Consider the following 24542-nt stretch of genomic DNA (forward strand, 5'->3'; position numbering starts at 1 on the left):
ACCGCTTCAGGCGCCGTGGAGCCGGTTGGCCGTATGCACCGCGCGGAGCACCGCCGCGGCCTTGTTGCGGCATTCGGTGTCCTCGGCGACCGGGTCGGAGTCGGCGACGACGCCCGCCCCGGCCTGGACGTACGCCGTGCCGTCGCGGAGCAGGGCGGTGCGGATGGCGATGGCGGTGTCGGAGTCCCCGGCGAAGTCGAGATAGCCGACGCAGCCTCCGTACAGTCCGCGGCGGGTCGGTTCCAGCTCCTCGATGATCTGCATCGCGCGGGGCTTGGGGGCGCCGGAGAGGGTGCCCGCGGGGAAGCAGGCGGTGAGGACGTCGAAGGCGGTGCGGCCCTCGGCGACGCGGCCGGTGACGGTGGAGACGATGTGCATCACGTGCGAGTACCGCTCGATCGACATGAAGTCGACCACCTCGACGGTGCCGGGTGCGCAGACCCGCCCCAGGTCGTTGCGGCCGAGGTCGACCAGCATCAGGTGCTCGGCGCGTTCCTTCGGGTCGGCGAGGAGTTCGTCGGCGAGCGCCTGGTCCTCCTGCGGGGTGGCGCCGCGGTGCCTGGTCCCGGCGATCGGGTGGACCATGGCGCGTCCGTCCTCGACCTTGACGAGGGCCTCCGGGCTGGAGCCGGCGACGTCGAAGCCGTCGAAGCGGAAGAGGTACATGTACGGCGAGGGGTTGGTGGCGCGCAGTACCCGGTAGACGTCCAGCGCGCTTGCCGTGCACGGGGTTTCGAAGCGCTGGGAGGGGACGACCTGGAAGGCCTCACCGGCCCTGATGCGCTCCTTCACGTCCTCGACGGCGTCCTGGTACGCCGTGCCGCCCCACAGCGCGGTGTACGGCGGCAGTTCGGACGGGGGGAGGGTGGCGGGGGCGTTCTCGACGGGGCGTGAGAGGTCGCGTTCCATGGCGTCGAGGCGGGCGACGGCGTCCGCGTACGCCTCGTCGACGCCGGTCGAGAGGTCGTTGTGGTTGATCGCGTTGGCGATCAGCAGGACACTGCCGTCCCAGTGGTCCAGCACGGCCAGGTCCGAGGTGAGCAGCATGGTCAGCTCGGGTACGTGCAGGTCGTCCTCGACGCTGTCGCCGATCTTCTCCAGGCGGCGGACGACGTCGTAGCCGAGGTAGCCGACCATGCCGCCGGTGAACGGGGGCAGTCCGTCGTCGACGACCAGGTCGTGCGGGGTGTGCAGGGTCTCGATGGTGGCGCGCAGGGCCTCCAGGGGGTCGCCGTCGACGGGGACGCCGACGGGCGGGTCGCCCAGCCAGTGGGCGCGTCCGTCGCGTGCGGTGAGGGTGGCGGCGCTGCGTACCCCGATGAAGGAGTAGCGCGACCAGGTGCGCCCGTTCTCTGCGGATTCCAGGAGGAAGGTGCCGGTGCGCTCACCTGCGAGCTTGCGGTAGAGGCCGACCGGGGTGTCGCCGTCCGCGAGGAGCCGGCGGCTGACGGGGATGACGCGGCGGTCGACGGCCAGCTTGCGGAACGTATCGAGATCCATGGCGGCTGACCCTACTGCGCGAGTGGGAGGACATCGGCGTCGAAGCAGGTGCGGTCGCCGGTGTGGCAGGCGGCACCCGTCTGGTCGACCTTGACGAGGACGGTGTCGGCGTCGCAGTCGAGGGCGACGGACTTGACCCGCTGGATGTGGCCCGAGGTGTCGCCCTTGACCCAGTACTCCTGGCGACTGCGGGACCAGTAGGTGCAGCGGCCGGTGGTGAGGGTGCGGTGCAGGGCCTCGTCGTCCATCCAGCCGAGCATCAGCACCTCGCCGGTGTCGTACTGCTGGGCGATGGCCGGCATGAGTCCGTCGGCACCGCGCTTGAGGCGGGCCGCGATGGCCGGGTCGAGGTTGCCGGACGGCGGCGGAGTGCTGGGCGTGGGCGCGCTGGTCATGCGCCCATTGTGCCGTGGCCGCGGGGCCGTTCCGGTGCGGCGTCCACTGGGCGGACCGGGTGCGGCGGTCGTACGCTGGCGACCATGTCGACCCATGCGAAGCGCGAACGACTTCTGCTCGCCGACCTGTTGGAGGCGGCGGGGCCTCAGGCACCGACCCTGTGCCATGGTTGGACGACCCGGGACCTGGCCGCCCATGTGGTGGTCCGCGAGCGCCGGCCGGACGCGGCGGGCGGGATCCTGCTGGGCGCGCTGAAGAACCGGCTCGAACGGGTGCAGGCCGAGTTCGCCGCGAAGCCGTACGAGGAGCTGATCCAGCTGATCCGTACGGGGCCGCCGAGGTTCTCCCCCTACGCCGTGAAGCAGGTCGACGAGGCCGCCAACACCGTCGAGTTCTACATCCATGCGGAGGACGTCCGCCGGGCGCAGCCGGACTGGTCGCGGCGCGAGCTGGACCCGGTCTTCGCCGATCTGCTGTGGTCGCGCGCCGAGAAGACGGCCCGGCTGCTGGGCCGCAGGTCCCCGGTGGGGCTGGTGCTGCGCCGCCCGGACGGCCAGACGGCGGTGGCGCACAAGGGCACCCCGGTGGTGACGGTCACCGGCGAGCCGGGCGAGCTGCTGCTCTTCGCGTTCGGGCGGCAGGACTCGGCGACGGTGACGCTCGAGGGCGACAAGGAGGCGGTGGACCGGCTGCACACGGCGGAGCTGGGGATGTAGGGCGTACGGGGGCGGGTTCAGCGCGGGAGTTCCGCGCGGCGCAGCCCGGCGATGGCCAGTCCCGTCACCGCCCCCGAGGCGCACACCGAGGCGCTGGCGACGAAGACCGGGCCGGTCCCCCAGACCGCGACGGCGGCTCCCGTGACCGGGTAGCCGAGCGGGGCGATCGCGTGGGTGAAGAGCGTCGAGACCGAGGTGACCCGGCCGAGGTAGGCGGGTTCGGTGACGGTCTGGATCAGTGCCCCGCACAGGGAGCCGCCGAGGCCGGCGAAGAGCCCGACGCAGACCGCCGCGGCGGCGGCGAGGGCCATCGAGGGCAGGTACGCCAGGGCTCCGATGGCGACCGCGCCGCTCAGCACCGTCAGGCACATCACCAGCCCGGCGCGCGGCACCCGGCCGCGCACGGCGAGCAGCAGCGCCGACGCGCCGGCGCCGATGCCGAAGGCGGCGATGATCCAGCCCATGCCGGACGCGCCCCAGTCACGCTCCCGGGCGAGCAGGACCAGTCCGAGGTTGAGCGGCCCGACGAAGCCCGGCTCGCTGACGGCGACGACGAGCATCAGCGGCCCGAGCAGCAGGTGGCGGCGCAGCCCGTCGGCCAGGTCGTGCCAGGCGGTGCCGGACGGTTCGGCGCCCTTCTGGCCGGGCAGCGGGCGGATCCGCAGGGACAGCAGCAGCGGCAGCGACACGGCGAAGAGCACCCCGGCCGCGGCGAAGGCGAGCGCCGGTCCGCCGAGGGCCACCGCGACGCCGCCGAGCGGGGCTCCGACGACATTGGCGGCCCGGGTGGCGAGCCCGCGCATCCCCTGGACGCGGGCCAGCTCACCGGCGGCGGTAATCCGGGGGACAGCGGAAAGCCCGTCGCCGGGCGGGGCCGATGGAGCGGCTCCGCCCGGCGACGGGCTCGGTGGGTGCTGCCGCGGGTCAGCGGACCGGGTGTCCGGCCTCCCTGAGCGCGTCCTTGACCTCGGAGATCCGCAGATCGCCGAAGTGGAAGACGGAGGCGGCGAGCACCGCGTCGGCGCCCGCCGCGATGGCGGGTGCGAAGTCCGCGAGCCGGCCGGCGCCGCCGGAGGCGATGACGGGGACGGTCACGTGCTTCCGTACCGCCGTGATCATCTCGGTGTCGTAGCCGTCCTTGGTGCCGTCCGCGTCCATCGAGTTGAGCAGGATCTCGCCCGCGCCCAGCTCGGCGGCGCGGTGCGCCCATTCGACGGCGTCGATGCCGGTGCCCCTGCGGCCGCCGTGCGTGGTGACCTCGAAGGTGCCCGCGGGGGTGCGCCGGGCGTCCACGGAGAGCACCAGGACCTGACGGCCGAAGCGCTCGGCGATCTCCCGGATGAGGTCGGGGCGGGCGATGGCGGCAGTGTTGACGCCGACCTTGTCCGCGCCGGCCCGCAGCAGTTTGTCGACGTCGTCGGCGGTGCGGACGCCGCCGCCGACCGTGAGCGGGATGAAGACCTGCTCGGCGGTGCGGCGCACCACGTCGTAGGTGGTCTCCCGGTCGCCGCTGGAGGCTGTGATGTCCAGGAAGGTCAGCTCGTCGGCGCCCTCGGCGTCGTACAGCTTCGCCATCTCGACGGGGTCGCCGGCGTCGCGCAGGTTCTGGAAGTTCACGCCCTTGACGACCCGGCCGTTGTCGACGTCCAGGCAGGGAATGACGCGTACCGCGAGGCTCATCGCGCACCTGCCCGGTAGGCCTCGACCTCGACCTCGACGACCAGGCTCGGGTCCGCGAAACCGGACACGATGATCATCGAGGCGGCGGGGCGCACGTCGTCGAAGATCTCCTTGTGGGCGCGGCCGACCTCGTCCACGTCCCGGGCGTGCGTGAGGTACAGCCTGGTACGGACGACGTCCTCGCGGCCCAGGCCGAACTGCTTCAGCGCGTCGAAGGCGACCTTGAAGGAGGTGACGGTCTGCTCGTACGGGCCGCCCGCGGAGATCTGGCCGTTCTCCACCGAGGTGCAGCCGGCGACCAGGACGAGGCCGTTCGGCAGCTCCACCGCGCGGGAGTAGCCGAACTTCTCCTCCCACGGGGCGCCGGAGGAGACACGGTTGACGGAGTCGCTCATCCGGAGACCACCTGCAGCGCTTCTTCGAGGGTGAACGCCTTCGCGTACAGCGCCTTGCCGACGATCGCGCCCTCGACGCCGTCCGGGACGAGCGAGGCGATGGCGCGCAGGTCGTCCAGGGAGGAGACGCCGCCGGAGGCGACGACGGGCTTGTCGGTGGCGGCGCAGACGTTTTTCAGGAGCTCCAGGTTGGGGCCCTGGAGCGTGCCGTCCTTGGCGATGTCGGTGACGACGTAGCGGGCGCAGCCCTCGGAGTCGAGGCGGGCGAGCGTCTCGTAGAGGTCGCCGCCGTCGCGGGTCCAGCCGCGGCCGCGCAGCGTGGTGCCGCGGACGTCGAGGCCGACGGCGATCCGGTCGCCGTGCTCGGCGATGACCTTGGCGACCCACTGAGGGGTCTCCAGGGCGGCGGTGCCGAGGTTGACCCGGCGGCAGCCGGTGGCGAGGGCGGCGGCCAGCGAGGCGTCGTCGCGGATGCCGCCGGAGAGCTCGACCTTGATGTCCATGGCGCCGGCCACCTCGGCGATCAGCGCCCGGTTGTCCCCGGTGCCGAAGGCGGCGTCCAGGTCGACGAGGTGCAGCCATTCGGCCCCGGCGCGCTGCCAGGCGAGGGCGGCCTCCAGCGGGGAACCGTAGGAGGTCTCGGAGCCGGACTCGCCATGGACGAGGCGGACGGCCTGGCCGTCGCGGACGTCGACGGCGGGGAGCAGTTCAAGCTTCGGCATCAGAGTGTCTCGATCCAGTTGGTCAGCAGCTGGGCGCCGGCATCGCCGGACTTCTCGGGGTGGAACTGAGTGGCCCACAGGGCACCGTTCTCCACGGCGGCGACGAACGGCTCGCCATGGGTGGCCCAGGTGACCCGGGGGGCGCGGATCTTGGGGTTGGTGACTTCCAGGCTCCAGTCGTGCACCGCGTAGGAGTGCACGAAGTAGAACCGGGCCTCGGGGTCGAGACCGGCGAAGAGCTGGGAGTCCTCGGGGGCCCGCACGGTGTTCCAGCCCATGTGCGGGACGACCGGGGCCTTCAGCGGGGCGACGGTGCCGGGCCATTCGTCCAGGCCCTCCGTCTCCACGCCGTGCTCGATGCCGCGCTCGAAGAGGATCTGCATACCGACGCAGATGCCCATGACGGGGCGGCCTCCGGAGAGCCTGCGGCCGATGATCCATTCGCCGCGGGCCTTCTTCAGCCCGTCCATGCAGGCGGAGAACGCACCGACGCCGGGCACCAGCAGCCCGTCGGCGTTCATCGCCTTCTCGTAGTCGCGGGTGATCTCGACGTCCGCGCCGACGTGGGCAAGGGCCCGCTCGGCGGAGCGGACGTTGCCGAAGCCGTAGTCGAAGACGACGACCTTCTTGTTGTCGCTCACAGCTCGTTTCCTCAGTCCCAGAGTCCCTGGATCCGCAGAACGCCTGCCACCAGGCACATCACGGAGGAGATCGAGAGCAGGACTATGACGCCCTTGGGCATGCCCTGCTTCGCGAAGGAGTAGACGCCCCCGGCCAGGAAGAGGCCGAGGACGATCAGGATGGTGTTGAGGCCGGTCACAGCGCACCCTTCGTGGAGGGAATGATCCCGGCGGCGCGCGGGTCGTGCTCACTGGCGTAGCGCAGGGCGCGGGCGAGCGCCTTGAACTGGCACTCCACGATGTGGTGGGCGTTGCGCCCGTACGGCACGTGGACGTGCAGCGCGATCTGTGCCTGTGCGACGAAGGACTCCAGGATGTGCCGGGTCATCGTCGTGTCGTACGCGCCGATCATGGGCGCCATGTTCTCCGGCTCGGTGTGCACCAGGTAGGGCCGGCCGGACAGGTCGACGGTGACCTGGGCGAGCGACTCGTCCAGCGGGACGGTGCAGTTGCCGAAGCGGTAGATCCCGACCTTGTCGCCGAGGGCCTGCCTGAACGCGGCACCGAGGGCGAGTGCGGTGTCCTCGATGGTGTGGTGCGAGTCGATGTGCAGATCGCCGTCGGTCTTGACCGTGAGGTCGAAGAGCCCGTGCCGGCCGAGCTGGTCGAGCATGTGGTCGTAGAAGCCGACCCCGGTCGACACATCGACCTTGCCGGTGCCGTCGAGGTTTATCTCGACCAGTACCGAGGTTTCCTTGGTGGTGCGTTCCACGCGGCCTGTGCGGGGGCTCATGCGCTTGCTCCTTGGTTGTGCTCGACTCGCCGGGCCGGATCGCGGTAGGCCCCGCGTCGGCCGGGGGTCCGGGGGTCGTCCCCCGGACCATGCGGTACGCGGCCTGCGCGGGGGCTCATGCGTCGTGCTCCTTCTTCAGTTCGCGTACCGCATCGAGGAACGCGTCGTTCTCTGCCGGGGTGCCCGCGGAGACCCGCAGCCATCCCGGTACGCCGTTGTCCCGGACCAGGACGCCCCGGTCGAGGATCCGCTGCCAGGCGGTGTGGCTGTCGGCGAAGCGGCCGAACTGGACGAAGTTGGCATCCGAGTCGGTGACGTCGTAACCGAGAGCGCGCAGCCCGGTGACGATCCGGTCGCGCTCGTTCTTGAGCTGCGCGACGTATCCGAGCAGCGTATCGGTGTGCTCCAGGGCGGCGAGCGCTGTGGCCTGGGTGACGGAGGACAGGTGGTACGGCAGTCGCACCAGCTGGACCGCGTCCACCACGGCCGGGTCGGCGGCGAGGTAGCCCAGGCGCAGTCCGGCGGCGCCGAACGCCTTCGACATGGTGCGCGAGAGCACCATGTTCGGCCGGCCCTCGATCAGTGGGAGCAGCGAGGCGTGGTGGCTGAACTCGCCGTACGCCTCGTCGACGACGACCATCGACGGCTTGGCCGCCTGGGCGGCTTCGTAGAGCGCGAGCACGGTCTCCGCGTCGACGGCGGTGCCGGTGGGGTTGTTGGGGGAGGTGATGAAGACGATGTCGGGCCGGTGCTCGGCGACGGCCTCGCGGGCGGCCTCGACGTCGATGGTGAAGTCCTCGTTGCGTGGTCCGGAGATCCAGGCGGTGCCGGTGCCGCGGGCGATGAGGGCGTGCATGGAGTACGAGGGCTCGAAGCCCATAGCGGTGCGGCCCGGGCCGCCGAAGGTCTGGAGGAGCTGCTGGAGCACCTCGTTGGAGCCGTTGGCCGCCCAGACGTTGGCGAGGGCGACCTCGTGCCCGGCGGTGCGGGTGAGGTAGCGGGCCAGTTCGGTACGGAGCTCGACGGCGTCCCGGTCGGGGTAGCGGTTGAGGTCGCGGGCGGCCTCGCGGACCCGCTCGGCGATCCGGTCGACGAGCGCCTCGGGCAGCGGATAGGGGTTCTCGTTGGTGTTCAGCCGCACGGGCACGTCGAGCTGCGGCGCCCCGTAGGGGGACTTGCCGCGCAGCTCGTCGCGGATCGGGAGATCGTCGATACGGGTGCGAGGGGTGTTGCTGTGCGTCACTGCTGCGGGACCTTCCAGCCGAACCTGGCCTTGAGCGCGGCGCCGTGGGCGGGGAGGTCCTCCGCCTCGGCGAGGGTCACGACGTGGTGGGTGACCTCGGCGAGCGCGTCGCGCGTGTAGTCGACGATGTGGATGCCGCGCAGGAAGGACTGCACGGACAGGCCCGAGGAGTGGCAGGCGCAGCCGCCCGTGGGCAGGACGTGGTTGGAGCCGGCGCAGTAGTCGCCGAGCGAGACCGGGGCCCAGGGGCCGACGAAGATCGCACCGGCGTTGCGGACCCGGTCGGCGACGGCGGCGGCGTCGGCGGTCTGGATCTCCAGGTGCTCGGCGGCGTACGCGTCGACGACCTTGAGGCCGTCCTCCAGGTCGTCGACCAGGACGATCGCGGACTGACGGCCGGCCAGGGCGGGCTCGATCCGGTCGGTGACGTGCTTGGTCGCGGCGATCTGCGGCTTCAGCTCGGCCTCGGTGGCCTCGGCCAGCTCCGCGGAGTCGGTGACGAGGACCGCGGCGGCCATCGGGTCGTGCTCGGCCTGGCTGATCAGGTCGGCGGCGACGTGCACCGGGTCGGCGGTGGAGTCGGCGAGGATCGCGATCTCGGTGGGGCCGGCCTCCGCGTCGATGCCGACACGGCCCCTGAGGAGGCGCTTGGCGGCGGCGACGAAGATGTTGCCGGGGCCGGTGACGAGGTTCACCGGAAGGCATTCGGCCGTTCCGTACGCGAACATCGCGACGGCCTGGGCGCCGCCTGCCGCGTACACCTCGTCGACGCCCAGCAGGGCGCAGGCGGCGAGGATGGTGGGGTGCGGCAGGCCGCCGAAGTCCTTCTGCGGCGGGGAGGCGACGGCGATGCCCTCGACGCCCGCCTCCTGGGCCGGTACGACGTTCATGACCACGGACGACGGGTAGACGGAGCGCCCGCCCGGGACGTACAGGCCGACGCGCTCGACCGGCACCCACTTCTCTGTGACGGTGCCGCCGGGAACGACCTGGGTGGTGTGCGTGGTGCGGCGCTGCTCGCTGTGGACGAGACGGGCCCGGCGGATCGACTCCTCCAGGGCGGCGCGCACGGCCGGGTCGAGCCGCTCGACGGCCTCGGCGATCGCCGAGGCCGGGACCCGGATCGAGTCGATCCGCACGCCGTCGAATTTCTCCCCCCACTCGATCACTGCCGCCGAGCCACGATGGCGTACGTCCTCGCAGATGGGCCGCACCGTCTCCAGGGCGGCTTCCACGTCGAACTCGGCACGGGGCAGCAGGTCGCGCAGGGCTCCACCCTCGGGGAGGGCGTCGCCGCGCAGATCGATTCGAGAGATCACACCGCAATTCTCGCAGACCGCCTGCGGCGTCCGGTCGCCCGTATCACTGGCTGATACATCTCCTGGACGTCATTGCTGACCAATAGCGTTCACGTCGTCACCCACGGGGAAGAACAGCTCCGAGCGGAAGGGGCACCCGTGACCGAACCGCAAGACGGCGATTTTCCGGATGGTCTGAGCGCGGCCGAGCTGGGCATGTGGCAGGCCTTCCGGAACGGAAGCACCTACGATCTGCGCGCCCGCGACCCGGCGCGGGACGATCCGTTCGCACCGCGTGTCTGGGGACCGGAGCGCAGTGTGGACGGGCGAGTCGTCGCCCGCCTGCTGCTCTCGGGTCCGCCGCCGCGGCCCGGCCGGGTCGCGGCGCTGAAGCTCCGGGGCGTGCGGATCACCGGGACGCTCGATCTCGCGGGCGGGCGCGTCGCGCCGTACGTCGAGATGACCGGCTGCCGCTTCGAGAGCGAGGTGGTACTGCCGGAGTGCCATTTCACGACGTTGCGGATCGTCGGCTGCTCGATGCCGAGGCTGGAGGCGGCCCGGCTGCGCACCGAGGGCGATCTGCATCTGCCGCGCTGCCGCATTCCGCGCGGGATCCGGCTCACCGACGCCCAGATCGGCACCGATCTGCTGATCAACCAGATCGAGATCGGCCCGGACCGGGGCGGGCGGGCGCTGGCCGGCGACGGGCTGGCGGTCGCCCAGGACCTTCAGGCGGAACTGATCGAGGCGCGCGGCGAGCTGAGTCTGCGCGGGGCGAAGGTCGGCGGTTCGCTGAGCCTGCGCGGCAGCCGGCTGCGGGGCAGGGAGGGGCGGCGCGCGCTGAACGCCCCGCAGCTGACCGTGGAGCGGACGCTGTACATGAGCGAGGCGTGGGTGAGCGTCGACACCGGGATCCAGGGCACCACTCCCCCGTTCGGCATCGTCATGGCGTCGACCCCGGCGAACGGCACGCGTGCGCAGGGGTTCGAGTGCCGGGGCGGGGTGCGCCTGGACGACGGACGGTTCGGCGACGCGGTCGACCTGCACAAGGCACGGTTCGTGCTGGGCCGGCACGAGGAGCTGTCGCTGCGCCGGATCGTCACCCCGGAGCTGCGGTTCAACGTGGAACGGCCGGAGGAGGGCCGGGTCGTGCTGAACGGCGCGAAGGTCGTCACGCTGATCGACGTGTCGACCAGCTGGCCGGGGCCCGGCGGGCTGGCGATGGGCGGTTTCGTGTACGAGAACCTCGTCCCGTACGGGCACTTCCCGCTCTCCCGGCGCCTGGAGTGGGTGGCGGCGGCGACCCCTGAGTACGTCCCGGAGCCGTACGAGCGGCTCGCGACGGTGCTGCGCAACTGCGGGGAGGACGCGGACGCCCGGGAGGTGCTGCTGGCCAAGCAGCGGCGGCGACGCGAGACGCTGCCGCTCGCCGCGAAGCTCTGGGGCTTCCTCCAGGACTGGACGGTGGCATACGGCTACCGGCCGGGGCGGGCCGCCGTGTGGATGGCCCTGCTGTGGGCGGCGGGGGCGGTGGCCTTCTCCCAGCACGTCCCGGCGGCGATCAAACAGGACGAACATCCGCAGTGGAACCCGGCGCTGTACGCGCTGGACCTGCTGATCCCCGTGATCAATCTGGGCCAGGACGGCTACTGGCGGATGGAGGGCGGCTGGCAGTGGGCGGCGGCGATGCTCGTTCTGCTGGGCTGGATACTCGCGACGACCGTGGCGGCGGGCGCCTCACGGCTGCTGCGCAGGGGCTGACGCGAAATCCGGCCACGGCCGACCGGGCGCCGGCCGTCGGACCGCTCATGGCCTCCGCTGCCGAACGGTCCGCGCGGCGCCCGCAGGCCGTGGTCGAACGATCACCCGAGCCGCGCCCGTACTGCCGGAGGTCATCAGCCGGAACAACAGGAACAAGCCAGATTCCACATTTTCCTTTACCCCTTCTTGACTCGGTCCGATACAACCCATTCACTCGGCACCAAAACTTCACAGAGAGCCTCTGGCGCCGTCCCGACCAGCGCTTTTCAATGGTCTGCACCATGCCGAACCTTCGTGCCCTGTTCCGTGTCGCGTGCACGTTCCGGCGCCCCGCACGGGGCTCTGCCGGACTGCCGGTGGACGACGAGGTGCTGCTCGACGCCCCCGACGAGCGGCTCTCCCCTGCCCTCGTCGCCGCCGCCCTCGGGGAGTACGGACCGGCCGCGAAACTCCTCGCCACCACCCGGGACGGCGCCGAGTGGGAGAACCGCGACCGCTACCTCGGCCGGCTCGTCGCCTTCGCCCGCAGCCGCGACGGCTGGCTGACCGACTGGCTCGCCGCCGCCCCGCACGACCCGGACGCGCTGCTCGTCAAGGCCCAGCTGGCGGTCCGGCGGGCCTGGGAGTCGCCCGCCCGGTCCGAGCGACTGCGCGAGGTGGGACCGCTGATCACGGCGGCGGCCGAGAGCGATCCGCGCGACCCGGTGCCCTGGCGCCTCGCGCTCGACCACGCGCGCGGCACCAACGCCACGCACACCATGTTCGAGGCGCTGTGGGAGCAGGCCATACGGCGTTCCCCGCACCACTACGGCTGCCATGTCGCGGCGCTGCGGTACCTCTCCGCGGCCTGGTACGGCTCGCACCGCGAGTGCTTCGACTTCGCCGAGCGGGCGGCCGAGGACTCGCTGCCCGGCTCGCTGGTGCAGGCGCTGCCGCTGCGGGCCGCTTTCGCCCTGCTGATCGAGGGGCCCGGCGCCCGGACCACCTCGGTGCAGGAGGAACGGATCGACGCCGCGGCGGATCTGGCCATCGCGCTGTCCGCCACCTTCGCGCCGGGCGACCCCTGGCCCGCCGAGGTCCGCAACCTGCTGGCGTTCGTGCTGGTCACCCGGGGCCGCTGGGACGAGGCGCTGGAACAGTTCCGGCAGATCGGGCCCCACGCGACGTCGTTCCCGTGGTCGTCGGTCTCCGAGGATCCGCTCGGCCGGTTCCTGGAGACGCGGGACGAGACGCGGCTGCGGGCGGCCTGTGCGACACCTATCCCGGGACGGGCCGACCGGAGCGGGCCCGGCGGCCATTACGCTTGACCGTTGTGACCACCGCCCGCCTGCCTCTGTTCCCGCTGAACGCGGTGCTGTTCCCCGGCCTCGTGCTGCCGCTGAACGTCTTCGAGGAGCGATATCGCGCCATGATGCGCGAGCTCCTGAAGACCGACGAGGACGAACCCCGCCGCTTCGCCGTGGTCGCGATCCGCGACGGCCGCGAGACCGCCCGGACGGGTGCCGGAATGCCGGACGCGGGGAACGTCCCCGCCGAGCGCGGCCCCGCCGACGGCTTCGGCCCCGACCCGGTCCAGACCTTCCACCGGGTCGGCTGCATCGCCGACGCGGCGAAGATCCGGGAACGGCCGGACGGCAGCTTCGAGGTCCTGGCGACCGGCACCACCCGGGTCAGGCTGCTCTCCGTCGACGCGAGCGGCCCCTTCCTGACGGCCGAGCTCGAAGAGCTGGACGAGGGACCCGGCGAGGAGGCCGGGGCGCTCGCCGAAGGCGTACTGCGGGCCTTCCGCACCTACCAGAAGCGACTGGCCGGGGCGAGCGAACGCACCCTCACGACCGGCACGGACCTGCCCGACGACCCCGCCGTCGTCTCCTACCTGGTCGCGGCGGCGGCCGTGCTCGACGTACCGACCAAGCAACGGCTGCTCCAGGCGCCCGACACCGCGACCCGGCTGCGCGAGGAACTGACGCTGCTGCGCTCCGAGACCGCCGTCATCCGCCATCTGCCGTCGCTGCCCGCGTCGGACCTGACCCGCGCCCCGACCCACCCCAACTGACCCGGCCGACCGATCGAGGACCGTTCCCCCGTGGCGAAGAAGCCGAAGAAGCAGCAACAGTCCGGCGGCACCCCGGCAACGGTCGCACTGACCGCGTCCAAAACGGCGTTCACCGTCCACTCCTACGACCACGATCCGGCATCCGCCTCCTACGGCGAGGAGGCGGCCCAGGCGCTGGGCGTCTCCCCCGACCGGGTCTTCAAGACCCTGGTCGCGGATGTCGACGGCACCCTGACCGTGGCGGTCGTCCCGGTGGCCGGCACCCTGGACCTCAAGGCCCTGGCCTCCGCGGTGGGCGGCAAGCGGGCCACCATGGCCGACCCGGCGGCCGCCGAACGCACCACCGGCTACGTGCGGGGCGGCATCTCCCCCCTGGGCCAGCGGAAGCGGCTGCGTACGGTGCTGGACGCGTCGGCACGGTCCCACAGAACGATCTGCGTCTCGGCGGGCCGCCGCGGCCTGGAGGTCGAACTCGCCCCCGCGGACCTGGCGTCACTGACGGGCGCGGTGTTCGCGGAGATCGGCCGGGACAGCTGAGCCCGCCCGGCGACCGAGACCGATCCGGGAAGGGGCGAGCCCCGCACAACGGCCACCCCCACCCGCACCCGCGCGACCAGGGCGTGTTCCGAAAGTGACGTCGTCCGCCCGGAGGGCGGGGTCGAGGGCGTCCGGTGCGTGTGATCGCGAGGCGGGGGGAGGAGAGGGCTGCGCCGACGACCGGCAACGCGGCGAGCGAGGGGGTCTCCCCTGCTCGAGTGAAGCCGAGAACTTGGGGAAGTGCCGGGCGTTCCCGGCCAGGCGGGACTTTCGGAACACGCCCTACGACTGCGCCGGCGGCACCGACGCCCCGGACCCAGGCGCACCAGGGGCCTCGGGAGCACCCGGAGCACCCGGAGCACCCGGAGCACCCGGCGCACCGGGGAACACCCCCCACTCAGGCTCCGGGTCCCTCGGCCCGAACAGCGCGGTCAGCCCGAGATGCACCGCCATCGCCCCCAGCGGCCACGCCAGCAACGCGCCCTTCGCCCGCAGCTGGAGCGGCGCGTCGAAGACCACCCCCTTGCCTACCGCCCGCGCGTGCGCGACCACGTCCTGGGTCGGCCCGAGCCACACGCCCAGCCGCCAGGCCAGCAGCGAACCGAGCAGCCCGCCCAGCGCGAGCCCCACCACCAGGGCGATCCCGCCGCGCCGCTGGAACCAGAAGACCAGCGCCGCGGAGACCGCCCCGAAGACCAGGGCCAGCAGCACGAACGTACCGTCGGCGCCGATCGCCTCCTCGCCCTCGCTGTCGCTCAGGAAGACGGCGGTGCTGTCGGAGATCAGCGGGACCCTCGGCGCCAGCCACAGCCAGCAGAGCCCGAGCGCGACGCCCGAGAGGGTCACGAGAGCGGTGACGACCGCGGCCCGCCGCAGATCCGACCGGAGGTCCTTCTCCTGACCCGACTCCAGCGGGGCTCCCGGGTAGTGCCCACCGGCGCCGTGCGAACCCCCGGGTCCACCGGATCCACCCGGACCGCCCCAGTTCGGCGGGGTCTGCCAGGGATCGTTGGACGAGGGCTGGTGCGGCGGTGTCAGAGGTGCGGTCACCGTGCCATCGTGCCAGGCGTCCCCGTGCCGCGCCTCACCGGACCGCTGCCCTGCGGTACGCCCAGGTCGCCACGGCCAGTGAGAGGACGCCGACGACGGCACAGACGGCGAGGTCCAGGGCGACGACCGCCCAGTCCGGGCGGGCGTCGAAGGACCGCGAGAGCGCCTCGACACCGTAGGTCGAGGGCAGCAGATCGCGCGCCCAGCCCACCGGCGCGGGCAGCCGGTCGGCCGGGAGCACGCCGAGCAGCAGCGCCGCCGACATGCCCAGCTGGCCGAGGAGCGTGGCCAGCTCCTGCCGGGGCGCGAGCAGCCCCAGCGCCGCGCCGAGCCCGGAGAGCGCCGCCCCGGAGAGCGGGATGACGGCGACGAGCACCCACAGGTGCGTCAGCGGCAGCCCGAACAGCACACTGCCGGCCACGGCCGTGACGATCGTGCCGGGCACGGTGAAGGAGGCGTACGCCCCGGCCGCGCCGAGCACCACCGCGGCGGGCGGCACCGGCAGGGTGGCGTAGTGGTCGAGCCCGCCGCCGGCCCGTAGTTGCCCGAAGTACTGGGCAAGGAGATTGAGGGCCACGAAGGCCACGACGAGAACGCTGGAGCCGGCGACGACGGCCCGCGCCTCGGAGCCGCCGTCGACGACCCCGCGCATCAGCACCATGATCCCGACGGACTGGAACGTCGCGACGAAGAGCAGCGGGATCCGGGCGACCCTGGCCCTGGACAGCTGGGCGCGGTAGACGGCCGCGAGCGCGGGGAAGAGCCGGGCCCGCGGCGCGAGCGGCGCCCCCTCGTCGGCAAGGCCGTCGCCGAAGGGACCTGCCCGGCCGTCCTCCGCGGCCCGGACGGGTCCGGTCACCGCGTGCTCGGGAACGATGCTCGTCACCTGGCGCTGCTCCTGTTCGCTCCCTGCCCGGCCGCGCGCCCGCGCCCGGTCGTCCCGCTCGCCCCGGTCATGACTTCACCAGTCCCTTGATCGCGTTCCCGCCGAGCGCGAGATAGACGTCCTCCAGGCTGGGCGTCGCCAGCGTGAAGTCGTCGAGTGCGGCGAAGGCCGCGCCGCCGGTCACCGCGGCGACCGCCGCCCGCGCCTCGTCGGGGCCGAGCCGCAGCACCCAGCGCCGCCCGGACTCCTGGGCCGAGGCGCGCAGCGCGGCCACCTCGGGTACGTCCAGGGGCGCCCGTTCGCGCCACACCAGCTCGACCCGGACCTCGCGCGCGACGCGTTCCTTGAGCCCGGCCGGCGTGTCGCAGGCGATGACCCTGCCGCGTTCGATCACGGCGACCCGGTCGAGGACCGTCTCGGCCTCGATGACGTTGTGGGTGACGAGCAGCACCGTCGTGCCGCGCTCGGCCCGGCGCCGGTCCACGGCGGCCCAGACGGCGCGCCGCGCGACGGGGTCCATGCCGGTCGTCGGCTCGTCCAGCACCAGCAGCGGCCGCTCACCGACCAGCGCGGCCGCGAAGCAGGCGAGCCGCCGCTGCCCCCCGGAGAGCTTCTTCAGCGGGCGCCCTGCGATCTCGGTGAGGCCGAGTTCGTCGAGCACGGCGTCGCGCTCGGCGCGGGCGTTCGCCGCCGTGAGGCCGCGCAGCCGCCCGGTGGTCTCGGCGGCGAGGGACACGGTCAGCTCGTCGAGGGCGGTGGACTCCTGCCCGAGGTAGCCGATCAGCCGGGAGGCCCGCTCCGGGTGGCGTACGAGATCGTGGCCCAGCACGGTGACGCTGCCGGAGTCGGGGCGCATCAGCCCGGTGAGCTGCCGTACGAGGGTGGACTTGCCGGCGCCGTTGGGGCCGAGGAGTCCGAAGATCTCGCCTCTGTGCACGTCCAGGCAGATCCCGTCGGTGGCGCGCACCTCGGGTGTGGCGGGTGCACCGCGGCGGCCGCCGGCGGCGGGATAGGTCCTGACCAGATCACGCACCGCGCACACGGTTTCGGTTGCCGGCTGCGCCTGTGCTGTGCCCGTACTCACGAGGTATGAGAGTACGGGGTCGGATGCCCCGTATTGCGCCCGGGGCACCACCGGCCGGGCGCCGCCGGGGCGATCGGCGCCCGGGGCGCCCAACCCGCGGCGGCGCCCGGCGGTCAGCCGGCGGACGGGGTCGTCCGCTCCGCCGCGGGGGTGTGTTCGGCCGCGGCGCGTACATCGATCTCCCGCCAGAATCCCGCCCGGATCGCGTAGCGGTCGTGCTCGTCGATCTGGTCGTCCTTGTGGGCGAGCAGGCCGAACCGGGCCGCGTAGCGCAGCAGTTCGCCGTCGATGCGGTGCGGGATGCGCGGATACATGGTCGACAGCTTCTGCAGATGGGCGGTCTCCGGAAGCCGCTCCATCCAGCGACGGGCGAAGACCTGGCCCACCTCGAAGGGGTCGCCGCCGACGGTGGTGATGTCCTCCTCGCGGTCCGCCCAGCGCTGCTCGGCGCTGGTGAGCTGGGCCAGCGTCGGCAGTGATGCGGTCTCGGCGGGCTCGCCCAGCGGTCCGCCGCGATCCGCCCAGCTCTTGTCGGAGGACCAGCGCAGGGTCGCACCGGCGGGCGCGGGCGGGAGGTTCCGGTCGGGCTGGGCGCCGGGACCGCGCAGGCTGCCCGCCAGGTCCTTGGGGGTGGGTACGCCCTTGGAGACGTGCACGGGGCGGTCGGTGGCGGCGCTCTGCTCGGGCGTCGGGGCCGCGCCGTCGGCGTCCGCCGCCCGGGCGTCGGAGGCCCGCTCGGCGGAGGCGGCGAGGGCGGCCTCGGGCAGCGGCGCGGAGAGGATCGCGGCGATCTCCGGGCCGGGCGCAGGCGGCGGGGCGCAGACGCCGGTCTCCTTGGGCCGTACCGCCTGGGTGATCCAGGCCCGGTCGAGCACCCTTCGTTCGTCGGCCTCGGCCACCAGGTCCTCGGACTGGTTGTAGTCGCCGTCGGCGGCCTGGACGGCCCACAGGTGGACGGCGACACCGTGCTCCTTGGCGGACATCAGGCCGGGCAGCAGATCGCCGTCGCCGGTCACCAGCACCACGTCGGAGCACGCCCGGTTCCTGGCGAGCTCGGTGAGCTCGGCGTGCATCGCGGCGTCGACGCCCTTCTGCGCCCAGCGTCCGTCGCTGCGGGTGAGGGCGCCGAGCCGGACGGTCACCCGGGGCATCACGCGCAGTCTGCGGTGCTCGGGCTGGGGCACGCGGTCGGGGGCGCCGTCGAACCAGTAGATCCGCAGCAGAGGCTGCTGCGTATCGGCCTCGGCGCGCTCGCGCAGCCCCCGGATGAGGGCCGCGTGGTCGACCGAGATACGGGAACGGGCGGGCTCCCCGGCCAGCAGACTCGCGGCTGCGCCCAGCAAGTACCCGGCGTCCACCAGAACGACGCAACGGTCCACGCGGTCCACCCTCTTCCGGAAGTTCGGGTGCGGTCTTTGCCATGGGTTTCCTTCGAGTCTGCCCGACCGCGCAGGGGTTGACGTCCGGAACTCGATCATCGGCGTGGCGGATCGGGAAAACGGCGCATCCCGCCCCGTCACTACGCACGGTAATGATCCAACATGCATGGTTTACCCCACTATGTGAATCTGAACGCGGTCCTGGCCCCGAGATTCCCCACAGGAGGAACACACCATGGCCAAGAACAAGAACCGCAAGCAGGGCAGCCAGCAGAACCGTGCGACGGGTCCGGAGCGCGGCACGGAACAGGCCAAGGCGACCGCGTACGAATCGCAGATAGAGCCGCAGTCGCAGGCCCAGGGCAGCCCTGCCGATGTTGCTCGTAAGCACCAGCGGCGCTTCGGCCACAACTGACCGGAGCCGTCTTCGGTCCGGACTGCGGCCCGATGACCGAGAGGGGCGCTCCCGCTTTCGCGGGGCGCCCCTCTCGTACGTCTGCGCGGGAACCGGCTCAGCCGGCCAGGCAGGACGGGCCGAGCAGCACCTTCAGGTCACCGAAGAGTGCCGGGTCGGGCTTGACCCGGTGCCGGTCGAGCCGGAGCACTGTGGTCTTGCGGGGGCCCTGGAGCTTGATCCGTACCTCGGTGTCGCCCCGGTGGCTGCTGAGGACCTCGCCGAGGCGGCTGACCATCGGCGGCGTGATCTTGACGGTGGGGATGGTGAGGATCACGGGGGCGTTGGTGCCGGCCGACGAGATGTCGGGGACCTGCATCTCCATGGCGACCAGCCGGGGCACGTCCTCGCGCTTGTCGAGGCGTCCCTTGACGAAGACGACGGTGTCCTCGACGAGCTGGGTGGAGACCAGCTGGTAGGTGGCCGGGAAGAACATGCACTCGATCGAACCGGCCAGGTCCTCGACGGTGGCGATGGCCCAGGCGTTGCCCTGCTTGGTCATCTTTCGCTGGAGGCCCGAGATGATGCCGCCGACCGTGACGATGGCGCCGTCGGCGTGCTCGCCGCCGGTCAGCTGGGAGATCGAGGAGTCGGCCTTGTCGGACAGTACGTGTTCCAGGCCGAAGAGCGGGTGGTCGGAGACGTAGAGCCCGAGCATCTCGCGCTCCTGGGCGAGCAGATAGGACTTCTCCCACTCGATGTCGGAGAACTCCACGTCGAGCCCGAAGCCCGGCTCGTCGCTCTCCTCCTCGCCCATGCCGCCGAAGAGGTCGAACTGTCCCTCGGCCTCCTTGCGCTTGACCTGCACCACGTTGTCGATCATCGGTTCGTGGTGGGCCACCAGGCCCTTGCGGGTGTGGCCCATCTCGTCGAAGGCGCCGGCCTTGATCAGCGATTCGACGGTGCGCTTGTTGCAGACGACCGCCTCGACCTTGTCCAGGAAGTCGGGGAAGGAGCTGTACTTCCCCTTGGCCCTGCGGCACCGGATGATCGAGTCGACGACGTTCTGGCCGACGTTGCGCACGGCGGTGAGGCCGAAGAGGATCACGTCGTCGCCCTGGGCGGCGAAGTTCGACAGGGACTCGTTCACATTGGGCGGCAGCACCTTGATGCCCATGCGGCGGCATTCGTTGAGGTAGACGGCCGACTTGTCCTTGTCGTCCTTGACCGAGGTCAGCAGCGCCGCCATGTACTCGGCGGGGTAGTTCGCCTTGAGGTAGGCGGTCCAGTAGGTGACCAGGCCGTACGCGGAGGAGTGCGCCTTGTTGAACGCGTATCCGGCGAACGGGACCAGCACGTCCCACAGGGCCTTGATCGCGGCATCGGAGAAGCCCTTCTCCTTGGCCCCCGCCTCGAAGAGGACGAAGTTCTTCGCCAGCTCCTCGGGCTTCTTCTTGCCCATCACCCGGCGCAGGATGTCGGCCTCGCCGAGCGAGTAGCCGGCGACGATCTGGGCGGCCTTCTGCACCTGCTCCTGGTACACGATCAGGCCGTAGGTGAGGCCGAGGACATCCTTGAGGGGCTCCTCCAGCTCCGGGTGGATCGGGGTGATCTCCTGGCGGCCGTTCTTGCGCTCGGCGTAGTTCGTGTGCGAGTTCATGCCCATCGGGCCCGGCCGGTACAGGGCCGAGACGGCGGAAATGTCCTCGAAGTTGTCGGGCTGCATCTGGCGCAGCAGGGAGCGCATCGGGCCGCCGTCGAACTGGAACACGCCGAGCGTGTCACCGCGGCAGAGCATCTCGTACGTCTTGGGGTCGTCCAGCGGGAGACCGAGCAGGTCCAGCTTGATGCCCTTGTTGGACTCCACCATCTTCACGGCGTCGTCCATGATGGTGAGGTTTCGCAGGCCCAGGAAGTCCATCTTCAGCAGGCCGAGCGACTCGCACTGCGGGTAGTCCCACTGCGTGATGGTGACGCCGTCGGTGTGCCGCACCCAGATCGGGGCGTGGTCGACGATCGGCTCGCTGGACATGATGACGCCTGCGGCGTGCACGCCCATCTGCCGGACCAGGCCCTCGACGCCCTTGGCGGTGTCGATGACCTTCTTGACGTCCGGCTCGTTCTCGTACATCCCCCGGATCTCGCCCGCCTCGCTGTAGCGCGGGTGCTTGGGGTCGGTGATGCCGTTGAGGTCGATGCCCTTGCCGAGGACGTCGGCGGGCATGGCCTTGGTGAGCCGGTCGCCCATCGCGTACGGGTAGCCGAGGACCCGGGCGGAGTCCTTGATGGCGTTCTTCGCCTTGATCTTTCCGTACGTGCCGATCATGGCGACCTTGTCGGCGCCGTACTTCTCCGTCACGTACCTGATCACTTCGACGCGCCTGCGCTCGTCGAAGTCGATGTCGACATCGGGCATGGAGACGCGCTCGGGGTTGAGGAACCGCTCGAAGATCAGTCCGTGCTCGATCGGGTCGAGGTCGGTGATGCCCATCGCGTACGCCACGATCGAACCGGCGGCGGAGCCTCGGCCGGGGCCGACCGCGATGCCGTTGTTCTTCGCCCACATGATGAAGTCGGCGACGACCAGGAAGTACCCCGGGAACCCCATCTGGATGATGATGTCCATCTCGTACTCGACCTGCTTCTGCCGGTCCTCGGGGACGCCGCCCGGGAAACGCCGGTTCATGCCGGCGCGGACCTCTTCCTGGAACCAGGTGATCTCCGTGTAGCCGTCCGGGATGTCGAACTTCGGCATCAGGTCGCGCTTCTCGAACATGCCGGTGGTGTCGATCTGCTCCGCGACCAGCAGGGTGTTGGCGCAGCCCTCCTGCCAGGCGTCGGAGGAGTCGACGGCGTACATCTCCTCGGTCGTCTTGAGGTAGTAGCCGGCGCCGTCGAAGCGGAAGCGGTCCGGATCGGAGAGGTTCTTGCCGGTCTGGATGCAGAGCAGGGCGTCGTGCGCGCCGGCCTCGTGCGCGTACGTGTAGTGCGAGTCGTTGGTCACCAGCGGCGGAATGTTCAGCTTCTTGCCGATTTCGAGGAGCCCGTCGCGGACCCGGCGCTCGATGTCGATGCCGTGGTCCATCAGCTCCAGGAAGTACTTGCCCTCGCCGAAGATGTCCTTGTAGTCGGAGGCGGCCTGGACGGCCTCGTCGAACTGGCCGAGCCGCAGCCGGGTCTGCACCTCGCCCGAGGGGCAGCCGGTGGACGCGATCAGGCCTTCGGACCACTGGGCGATGGTCTCCTTGTCCATGCGCGGCCACTTCTGGAGCCAGCCCTCGGCGTACGCGTCGGAAGAGAGCCGGAAGAGGTTGTGCAGCCCGGTGTTGTTCGCCGCCCAGATCGTCTTGTGGGTGTAACCGCCCGAACCCGACACGTCGTCGCGCTTCTGGTGCGGCTGGCCCCACTGGATCTTCCGCTTGTGCTTGCGCGACTCGGGGGCGACGTACGCCTCGATGCCGATGACCGGCGTCACACCCGCCTTCTTGGCCGAGTGGAAGAAGTCGTAGGCGCCGTGCAGGTTGCCGTGGTCGGTCATCGCGATGTGCGTCATGCCCATCTCGTTGCACGCCTCGAACATGTCCTTGAGCCGCGCGGCACCGTCCAGCAGCGAGTACTGGGTGTGGACGTGAAGGTGCGTGAAGGGCGGCTTGGTCACGGCGGTGGGCCTCCGATGTGCAGGCGCGGCGCGGAGCGCCTCGATGAGAGACGGCGGTCGGGCGACGGGCGGGCGATGACTGACCGGGGGGTCAGCGTGGAAGTCTACGTCTCCGAGCTCACGACCGACGGGCACTCCGGGATACGGTCGCGCGTTGGAGGGGCGAGGAAACTCGTCCCATTTGTCATGTACTTCGTCATGCACGCCAGGTACCAGGAGGCACCCAGAGATGTCGGAAGCGCAGACCGGCGCGGCTCAGCGCGGGGAGCAGATTCTTGAGGTCTTCGACACCGCTTTCGGGGAGCTGCTGGCCGCCGATCCGGCTGCCTTCCGGGTCAAGTTCCGCAAGATGGCGGGCTCGGCCTTCGCCTTCTACCGAGGCACGGCGTGCCTGTTCTACAACGACCTGGAACGGGAGCGGCACGGCGGCCCGTACCTGGACGAGCGGACCGGCCGGGTGTGGATCCACGGCGATCTGCACGCGGAGAATTTCGGCACGTACATGGACGCCAACGGCCGTCTGATCTTCAACGTGAACGACTTCGACGAGGCATACGTCGGCCCGTTCACCTGGGACCTGAAGCGGTTCGCCGCCTCCGTCGCCCTGATCGGGTACGCGAAGGCGCTGAGCGACGACCAGATCACCGAGCTGGTCCAGGTCTACGCGGCGGCCTACCGTGAGCGGATCCACGCGCTGGCGACGGGCGCGAAGAACGCGGAGGTGCCGCCCTTCACGCTGGACACGGCACGGGGCCCGCTGCTGGGCGCGCTGCGCGACGCCCGGTCGCTGACCCGGTTCTCGCTGCTGGACTCGATGACGGAGATCCGGGACTTCGAGCGCCGCTTCGCCCCGGGCGGCGGCTCGATCGATCTGGACGCGGCGACGCGCTACAAGGTGCTGGCCTCCTTCGACGGCTATCTGGAGACGCTGCCGGAGTCGAGCCTGGCCCGCCCCGACTCGTACCGGGTGAAGGACGTCGTCGGCCGTCGCGGCATCGGCATCGGTTCGGCCGGGCTGCCCTCGTACAACATCCTTCTGGAGGGCAACAGCGACGCCCTGGAGAACGATGTGGTGATCTACCTCAAGCAGGCGCAGACCCCCGCCGTCTCCCGGCACATCACCGACGCTGCCGTGCGCGGGTACTTCCAGCACGAGGGCCACCGCACCGTGATCTCCCAGCGCGCCCTGCAGGCGCACGCCGACCCGTGGCTCGGCTGGACCGAGCTGGACGGGGCGGGCCAGCTGGTCGCCGAGGTGTCGCCGTACGCGGTCGATCTGGACTGGTCCGACATCGACGAGCCGGAGGAGATCGCGGCGGTCGTCGCCGATCTCGGCCGGGCGACGGCGACGATGCACTCCGCGGCGGACGACGAGAGCGGCCACTCGCTGGTGCCGTTCTCCACTGAGCGGGCGATCGACGCGGCGATCGCGGCCGACGAGGAGGGCTTCCCCGCTCTGCTGGTGGACTTCGCCCACAGCTACGGCGCCCGGGCCCGTGCCGACCACCAGATCTTCGTGGATCTCTTCCGCAACGGCCGTATTCCGGGGCTGTAGCCCCCCGTTCCGGGGCTGCGGCTCCCCGATGTCCGTCCCTTTGGGGATCACTTACAGGTTGGCATGCGACACTCCTCGGCGATGGACATATCCGGGACGCAGCTCAGAGTCGTTCGCGCGGCGCTTTTCACAGCGCTCGTCGTGACGCTCTCCGTCGCGTCCCATGTGCTGCTCTCCCGGGCCCCGCTGCCGCTGACCGCCGTCGCCCTGCTGGCCGGCGCGGTCTTCGCCGTGGCGTACGCGCTGGCCGGCCGGGAGCGCGGCTTCGGGGCGATCGCCGGACTGCTGGTCCCGCTGGAGCTGGCCGCCGACACCTTCTTCACCACCGGTCAGCACGTCTGTTACGGCGCGGCCGGCGGCCCGATCGCGGGGCCGCTGCGCTCGGTCGGCGTCGATGTGCTGTGCGGCGGCGCGATCGGCACCGGGGCGGCGCGGGCGGGTGCCGATGTCACCCCGCTCGCCTCGGTGACCGATGCCGGACACACCACGGCCGCGCTGCTGACCTCGCCCGGCCCCGCGGTGCCGTGGCTGCTGCTCGCCGCCCACGTGACGGTCGGGCTGCTCGCCGCGGCCTGGCTCCGGCGGGGCGAGTCGGCGCTGGCCCGTCTGCTGGAGGCGGCCGCCGCCCTGGCGTTCCGGCCGCTGCTGATCGCGGTCGCCGTCGTCGGCACGGCCCGTCGTCCGGTTCGCCACCGGGTGCGGCCCGCCGGACACGGCCCGCACCTTCTCGTACACGCCCGTCTGCTCGTGCACTCCGTGGGACGGAGGGGACCGCCGCACTCGGCCCATGCCTTCGCCTGAGCACGTGGTTTCCCGACG

Annotated in this window: 23 protein-coding genes and 1 pseudogene; 8 read left to right on the top strand and 16 right to left on the bottom strand. The window is 71.5% G+C overall.

What is annotated here, in order from left to right; genetic code table 11:
• Window positions 1-6 precede the first annotated feature (6 nt).
• Together ACWCQ6_RS01180 and hisI are read right to left on the bottom strand one after the other, a co-directional pair.
• Entirely contained in the window at window positions 7-1500 is a 1494-nt protein-coding gene (locus ACWCQ6_RS01180) for an anthranilate synthase component I (protein ID WP_451084671.1), read from the bottom strand.
• Between the two features lie 11 nt (window positions 1501-1511).
• Window positions 1512-1895, bottom strand: a complete 384-nt coding sequence (gene hisI / locus ACWCQ6_RS01185; RefSeq protein ID WP_451084672.1) for a phosphoribosyl-AMP cyclohydrolase — start codon at window positions 1893-1895, stop codon at window positions 1512-1514.
• A gap of 84 nt (window positions 1896-1979) precedes the next feature.
• Here hisI and ACWCQ6_RS01190 point away from each other — a divergent pair, with 84 nt between their 5' ends.
• On the top strand, window positions 1980-2612 hold the full coding sequence (locus tag ACWCQ6_RS01190) for a TIGR03085 family metal-binding protein (protein WP_451084673.1): 633 nt from the start codon (window positions 1980-1982) through the stop codon (window positions 2610-2612).
• A 17-nt stretch (window positions 2613-2629) separates the two neighbouring features.
• Here ACWCQ6_RS01190 and ACWCQ6_RS01195 read toward each other — a convergent pair.
• The 9 genes and pseudogenes from ACWCQ6_RS01195 to hisD all read right to left on the bottom strand — a co-directional run.
• Window positions 2630-3457, bottom strand: a pseudogene (locus ACWCQ6_RS01195) (MFS transporter); the annotation flags it as partial.
• Between the two features lie 79 nt (window positions 3458-3536).
• Window positions 3537-4292: an imidazole glycerol phosphate synthase subunit HisF gene (gene hisF, locus ACWCQ6_RS01200; protein ID WP_451084674.1), complete on the bottom strand. Its 756-nt coding sequence runs from the start codon at window positions 4290-4292 to the stop codon at window positions 3537-3539.
• A complete protein-coding gene (locus tag ACWCQ6_RS01205) occupies window positions 4289-4687 on the bottom strand; it encodes a RidA family protein (RefSeq protein WP_451084675.1) in 399 nt (132 codons plus the stop codon). Before ACWCQ6_RS01205 ends, hisF begins: the two co-directional genes overlap by 4 nt.
• Window positions 4684-5409: a bifunctional 1-(5-phosphoribosyl)-5-((5-phosphoribosylamino)methylideneamino)imidazole-4-carboxamide isomerase/phosphoribosylanthranilate isomerase PriA gene (gene priA, locus ACWCQ6_RS01210; protein WP_072483180.1), complete on the bottom strand. Its 726-nt coding sequence runs from the start codon at window positions 5407-5409 to the stop codon at window positions 4684-4686. The genes ACWCQ6_RS01205 and priA overlap by 4 nt, the downstream gene beginning before the upstream one ends.
• Window positions 5409-6050 carry an imidazole glycerol phosphate synthase subunit HisH gene (gene hisH / locus ACWCQ6_RS01215; protein ID WP_259931117.1) on the bottom strand — a complete coding sequence of 214 codons (642 nt, stop codon included), beginning with the start codon at window positions 6048-6050 and terminating at the stop codon, window positions 5409-5411. Before hisH ends, priA begins: the two co-directional genes overlap by 1 nt.
• 11 nt (window positions 6051-6061) lie before the next feature.
• The gene (locus ACWCQ6_RS01220) at window positions 6062-6229 is read right to left on the bottom strand and encodes a hypothetical protein (RefSeq protein WP_451084676.1); all 168 of its coding nucleotides are present in this window, start codon (window positions 6227-6229) and stop codon (window positions 6062-6064) included.
• On the bottom strand, window positions 6226-6822 hold the full coding sequence (gene hisB / locus ACWCQ6_RS01225) for an imidazoleglycerol-phosphate dehydratase HisB (protein ID WP_451084677.1): 597 nt from the start codon (window positions 6820-6822) through the stop codon (window positions 6226-6228). Before hisB ends, ACWCQ6_RS01220 begins: the two co-directional genes overlap by 4 nt.
• A 115-nt stretch (window positions 6823-6937) precedes the next feature.
• On the bottom strand, window positions 6938-8065 hold the full coding sequence (locus tag ACWCQ6_RS01230; RefSeq protein WP_451084678.1) for a histidinol-phosphate transaminase: 1128 nt from the start codon (window positions 8063-8065) through the stop codon (window positions 6938-6940).
• Window positions 8062-9384 carry a histidinol dehydrogenase gene (gene hisD, locus ACWCQ6_RS01235; RefSeq protein WP_451084679.1) on the bottom strand — a complete coding sequence of 441 codons (1323 nt, stop codon included), beginning with the start codon at window positions 9382-9384 and terminating at the stop codon, window positions 8062-8064. The genes ACWCQ6_RS01230 and hisD overlap by 4 nt, the downstream gene beginning before the upstream one ends.
• 138 nt (window positions 9385-9522) lie before the next feature.
• On the opposite strand from hisD, the gene ACWCQ6_RS01240 reads away from it, so the two are divergent.
• From ACWCQ6_RS01240 to ybaK, 4 genes are all read left to right on the top strand, one after another.
• Window positions 9523-11124 carry an oxidoreductase gene (locus ACWCQ6_RS01240; protein WP_451084680.1) on the top strand — a complete coding sequence of 534 codons (1602 nt, stop codon included), beginning with the start codon at window positions 9523-9525 and terminating at the stop codon, window positions 11122-11124.
• Window positions 11125-11393: 269 nt separating this feature from the next.
• Window positions 11394-12431, top strand: a complete 1038-nt coding sequence (locus ACWCQ6_RS01245) for a hypothetical protein (protein ID WP_451084681.1) — start codon at window positions 11394-11396, stop codon at window positions 12429-12431.
• A 5-nt stretch (window positions 12432-12436) separates the two neighbouring features.
• Window positions 12437-13180, top strand: coding sequence for an LON peptidase substrate-binding domain-containing protein (locus ACWCQ6_RS01250; RefSeq protein WP_451084682.1), 744 nt, complete (start codon window positions 12437-12439; stop codon window positions 13178-13180).
• A 30-nt stretch (window positions 13181-13210) separates the two neighbouring features.
• Window positions 13211-13717 carry a Cys-tRNA(Pro) deacylase gene (ybaK, locus tag ACWCQ6_RS01255; protein WP_451084683.1) on the top strand — a complete coding sequence of 169 codons (507 nt, stop codon included), beginning with the start codon at window positions 13211-13213 and terminating at the stop codon, window positions 13715-13717.
• 282 nt (window positions 13718-13999) lie between these two features.
• Here the strand turns inward: ybaK and ACWCQ6_RS01260 are convergent, their stop codons facing one another.
• From ACWCQ6_RS01260 to ACWCQ6_RS01275, 4 genes are all read right to left on the bottom strand, one after another.
• Complete coding sequence (locus ACWCQ6_RS01260; RefSeq protein WP_451084684.1) at window positions 14000-14767, bottom strand: ABC transporter permease; 768 nt, start codon at window positions 14765-14767, stop codon at window positions 14000-14002.
• 34 nt (window positions 14768-14801) lie between these two features.
• On the bottom strand, window positions 14802-15653 hold the full coding sequence (locus ACWCQ6_RS01265; RefSeq protein ID WP_451084685.1) for an ABC transporter permease: 852 nt from the start codon (window positions 15651-15653) through the stop codon (window positions 14802-14804).
• 67 nt (window positions 15654-15720) lie between these two features.
• Window positions 15721-16695 (bottom strand): ABC transporter ATP-binding protein, encoded by a 975-nt coding sequence (locus ACWCQ6_RS01270; RefSeq protein ID WP_451084739.1) that lies wholly within the window; start codon window positions 16693-16695, stop codon window positions 15721-15723.
• Between the two features lie 155 nt (window positions 16696-16850).
• Window positions 16851-18125: an NYN domain-containing protein gene (locus ACWCQ6_RS01275; protein ID WP_451084686.1), complete on the bottom strand. Its 1275-nt coding sequence runs from the start codon at window positions 18123-18125 to the stop codon at window positions 16851-16853.
• 226 nt (window positions 18126-18351) lie between these two features.
• On the opposite strand from ACWCQ6_RS01275, the gene ACWCQ6_RS01280 reads away from it, so the two are divergent.
• On the top strand, window positions 18352-18531 hold the full coding sequence (locus ACWCQ6_RS01280; protein WP_451084687.1) for a hypothetical protein: 180 nt from the start codon (window positions 18352-18354) through the stop codon (window positions 18529-18531).
• A 97-nt stretch (window positions 18532-18628) separates the two neighbouring features.
• On the opposite strand, the gene dnaE is transcribed toward ACWCQ6_RS01280, so the two are convergent.
• Window positions 18629-22168 (bottom strand): DNA polymerase III subunit alpha, encoded by a 3540-nt coding sequence (gene dnaE / locus ACWCQ6_RS01285; protein ID WP_451084688.1) that lies wholly within the window; start codon window positions 22166-22168, stop codon window positions 18629-18631.
• A 229-nt stretch (window positions 22169-22397) separates the two neighbouring features.
• Here dnaE and ACWCQ6_RS01290 point away from each other — a divergent pair, with 229 nt between their 5' ends.
• Complete coding sequence (locus ACWCQ6_RS01290; RefSeq protein WP_451084689.1) at window positions 22398-23723, top strand: DUF2252 domain-containing protein; 1326 nt, start codon at window positions 22398-22400, stop codon at window positions 23721-23723.
• A gap of 81 nt (window positions 23724-23804) precedes the next feature.
• Window positions 23805-24524: a hypothetical protein gene (locus ACWCQ6_RS01295; RefSeq protein WP_451084690.1), complete on the top strand. Its 720-nt coding sequence runs from the start codon at window positions 23805-23807 to the stop codon at window positions 24522-24524.
• Window positions 24525-24542 lie beyond the last annotated feature (18 nt).

The sequence above is a fragment of the Streptomyces sp. NPDC001880 genome (genome assembly GCF_053594575.1).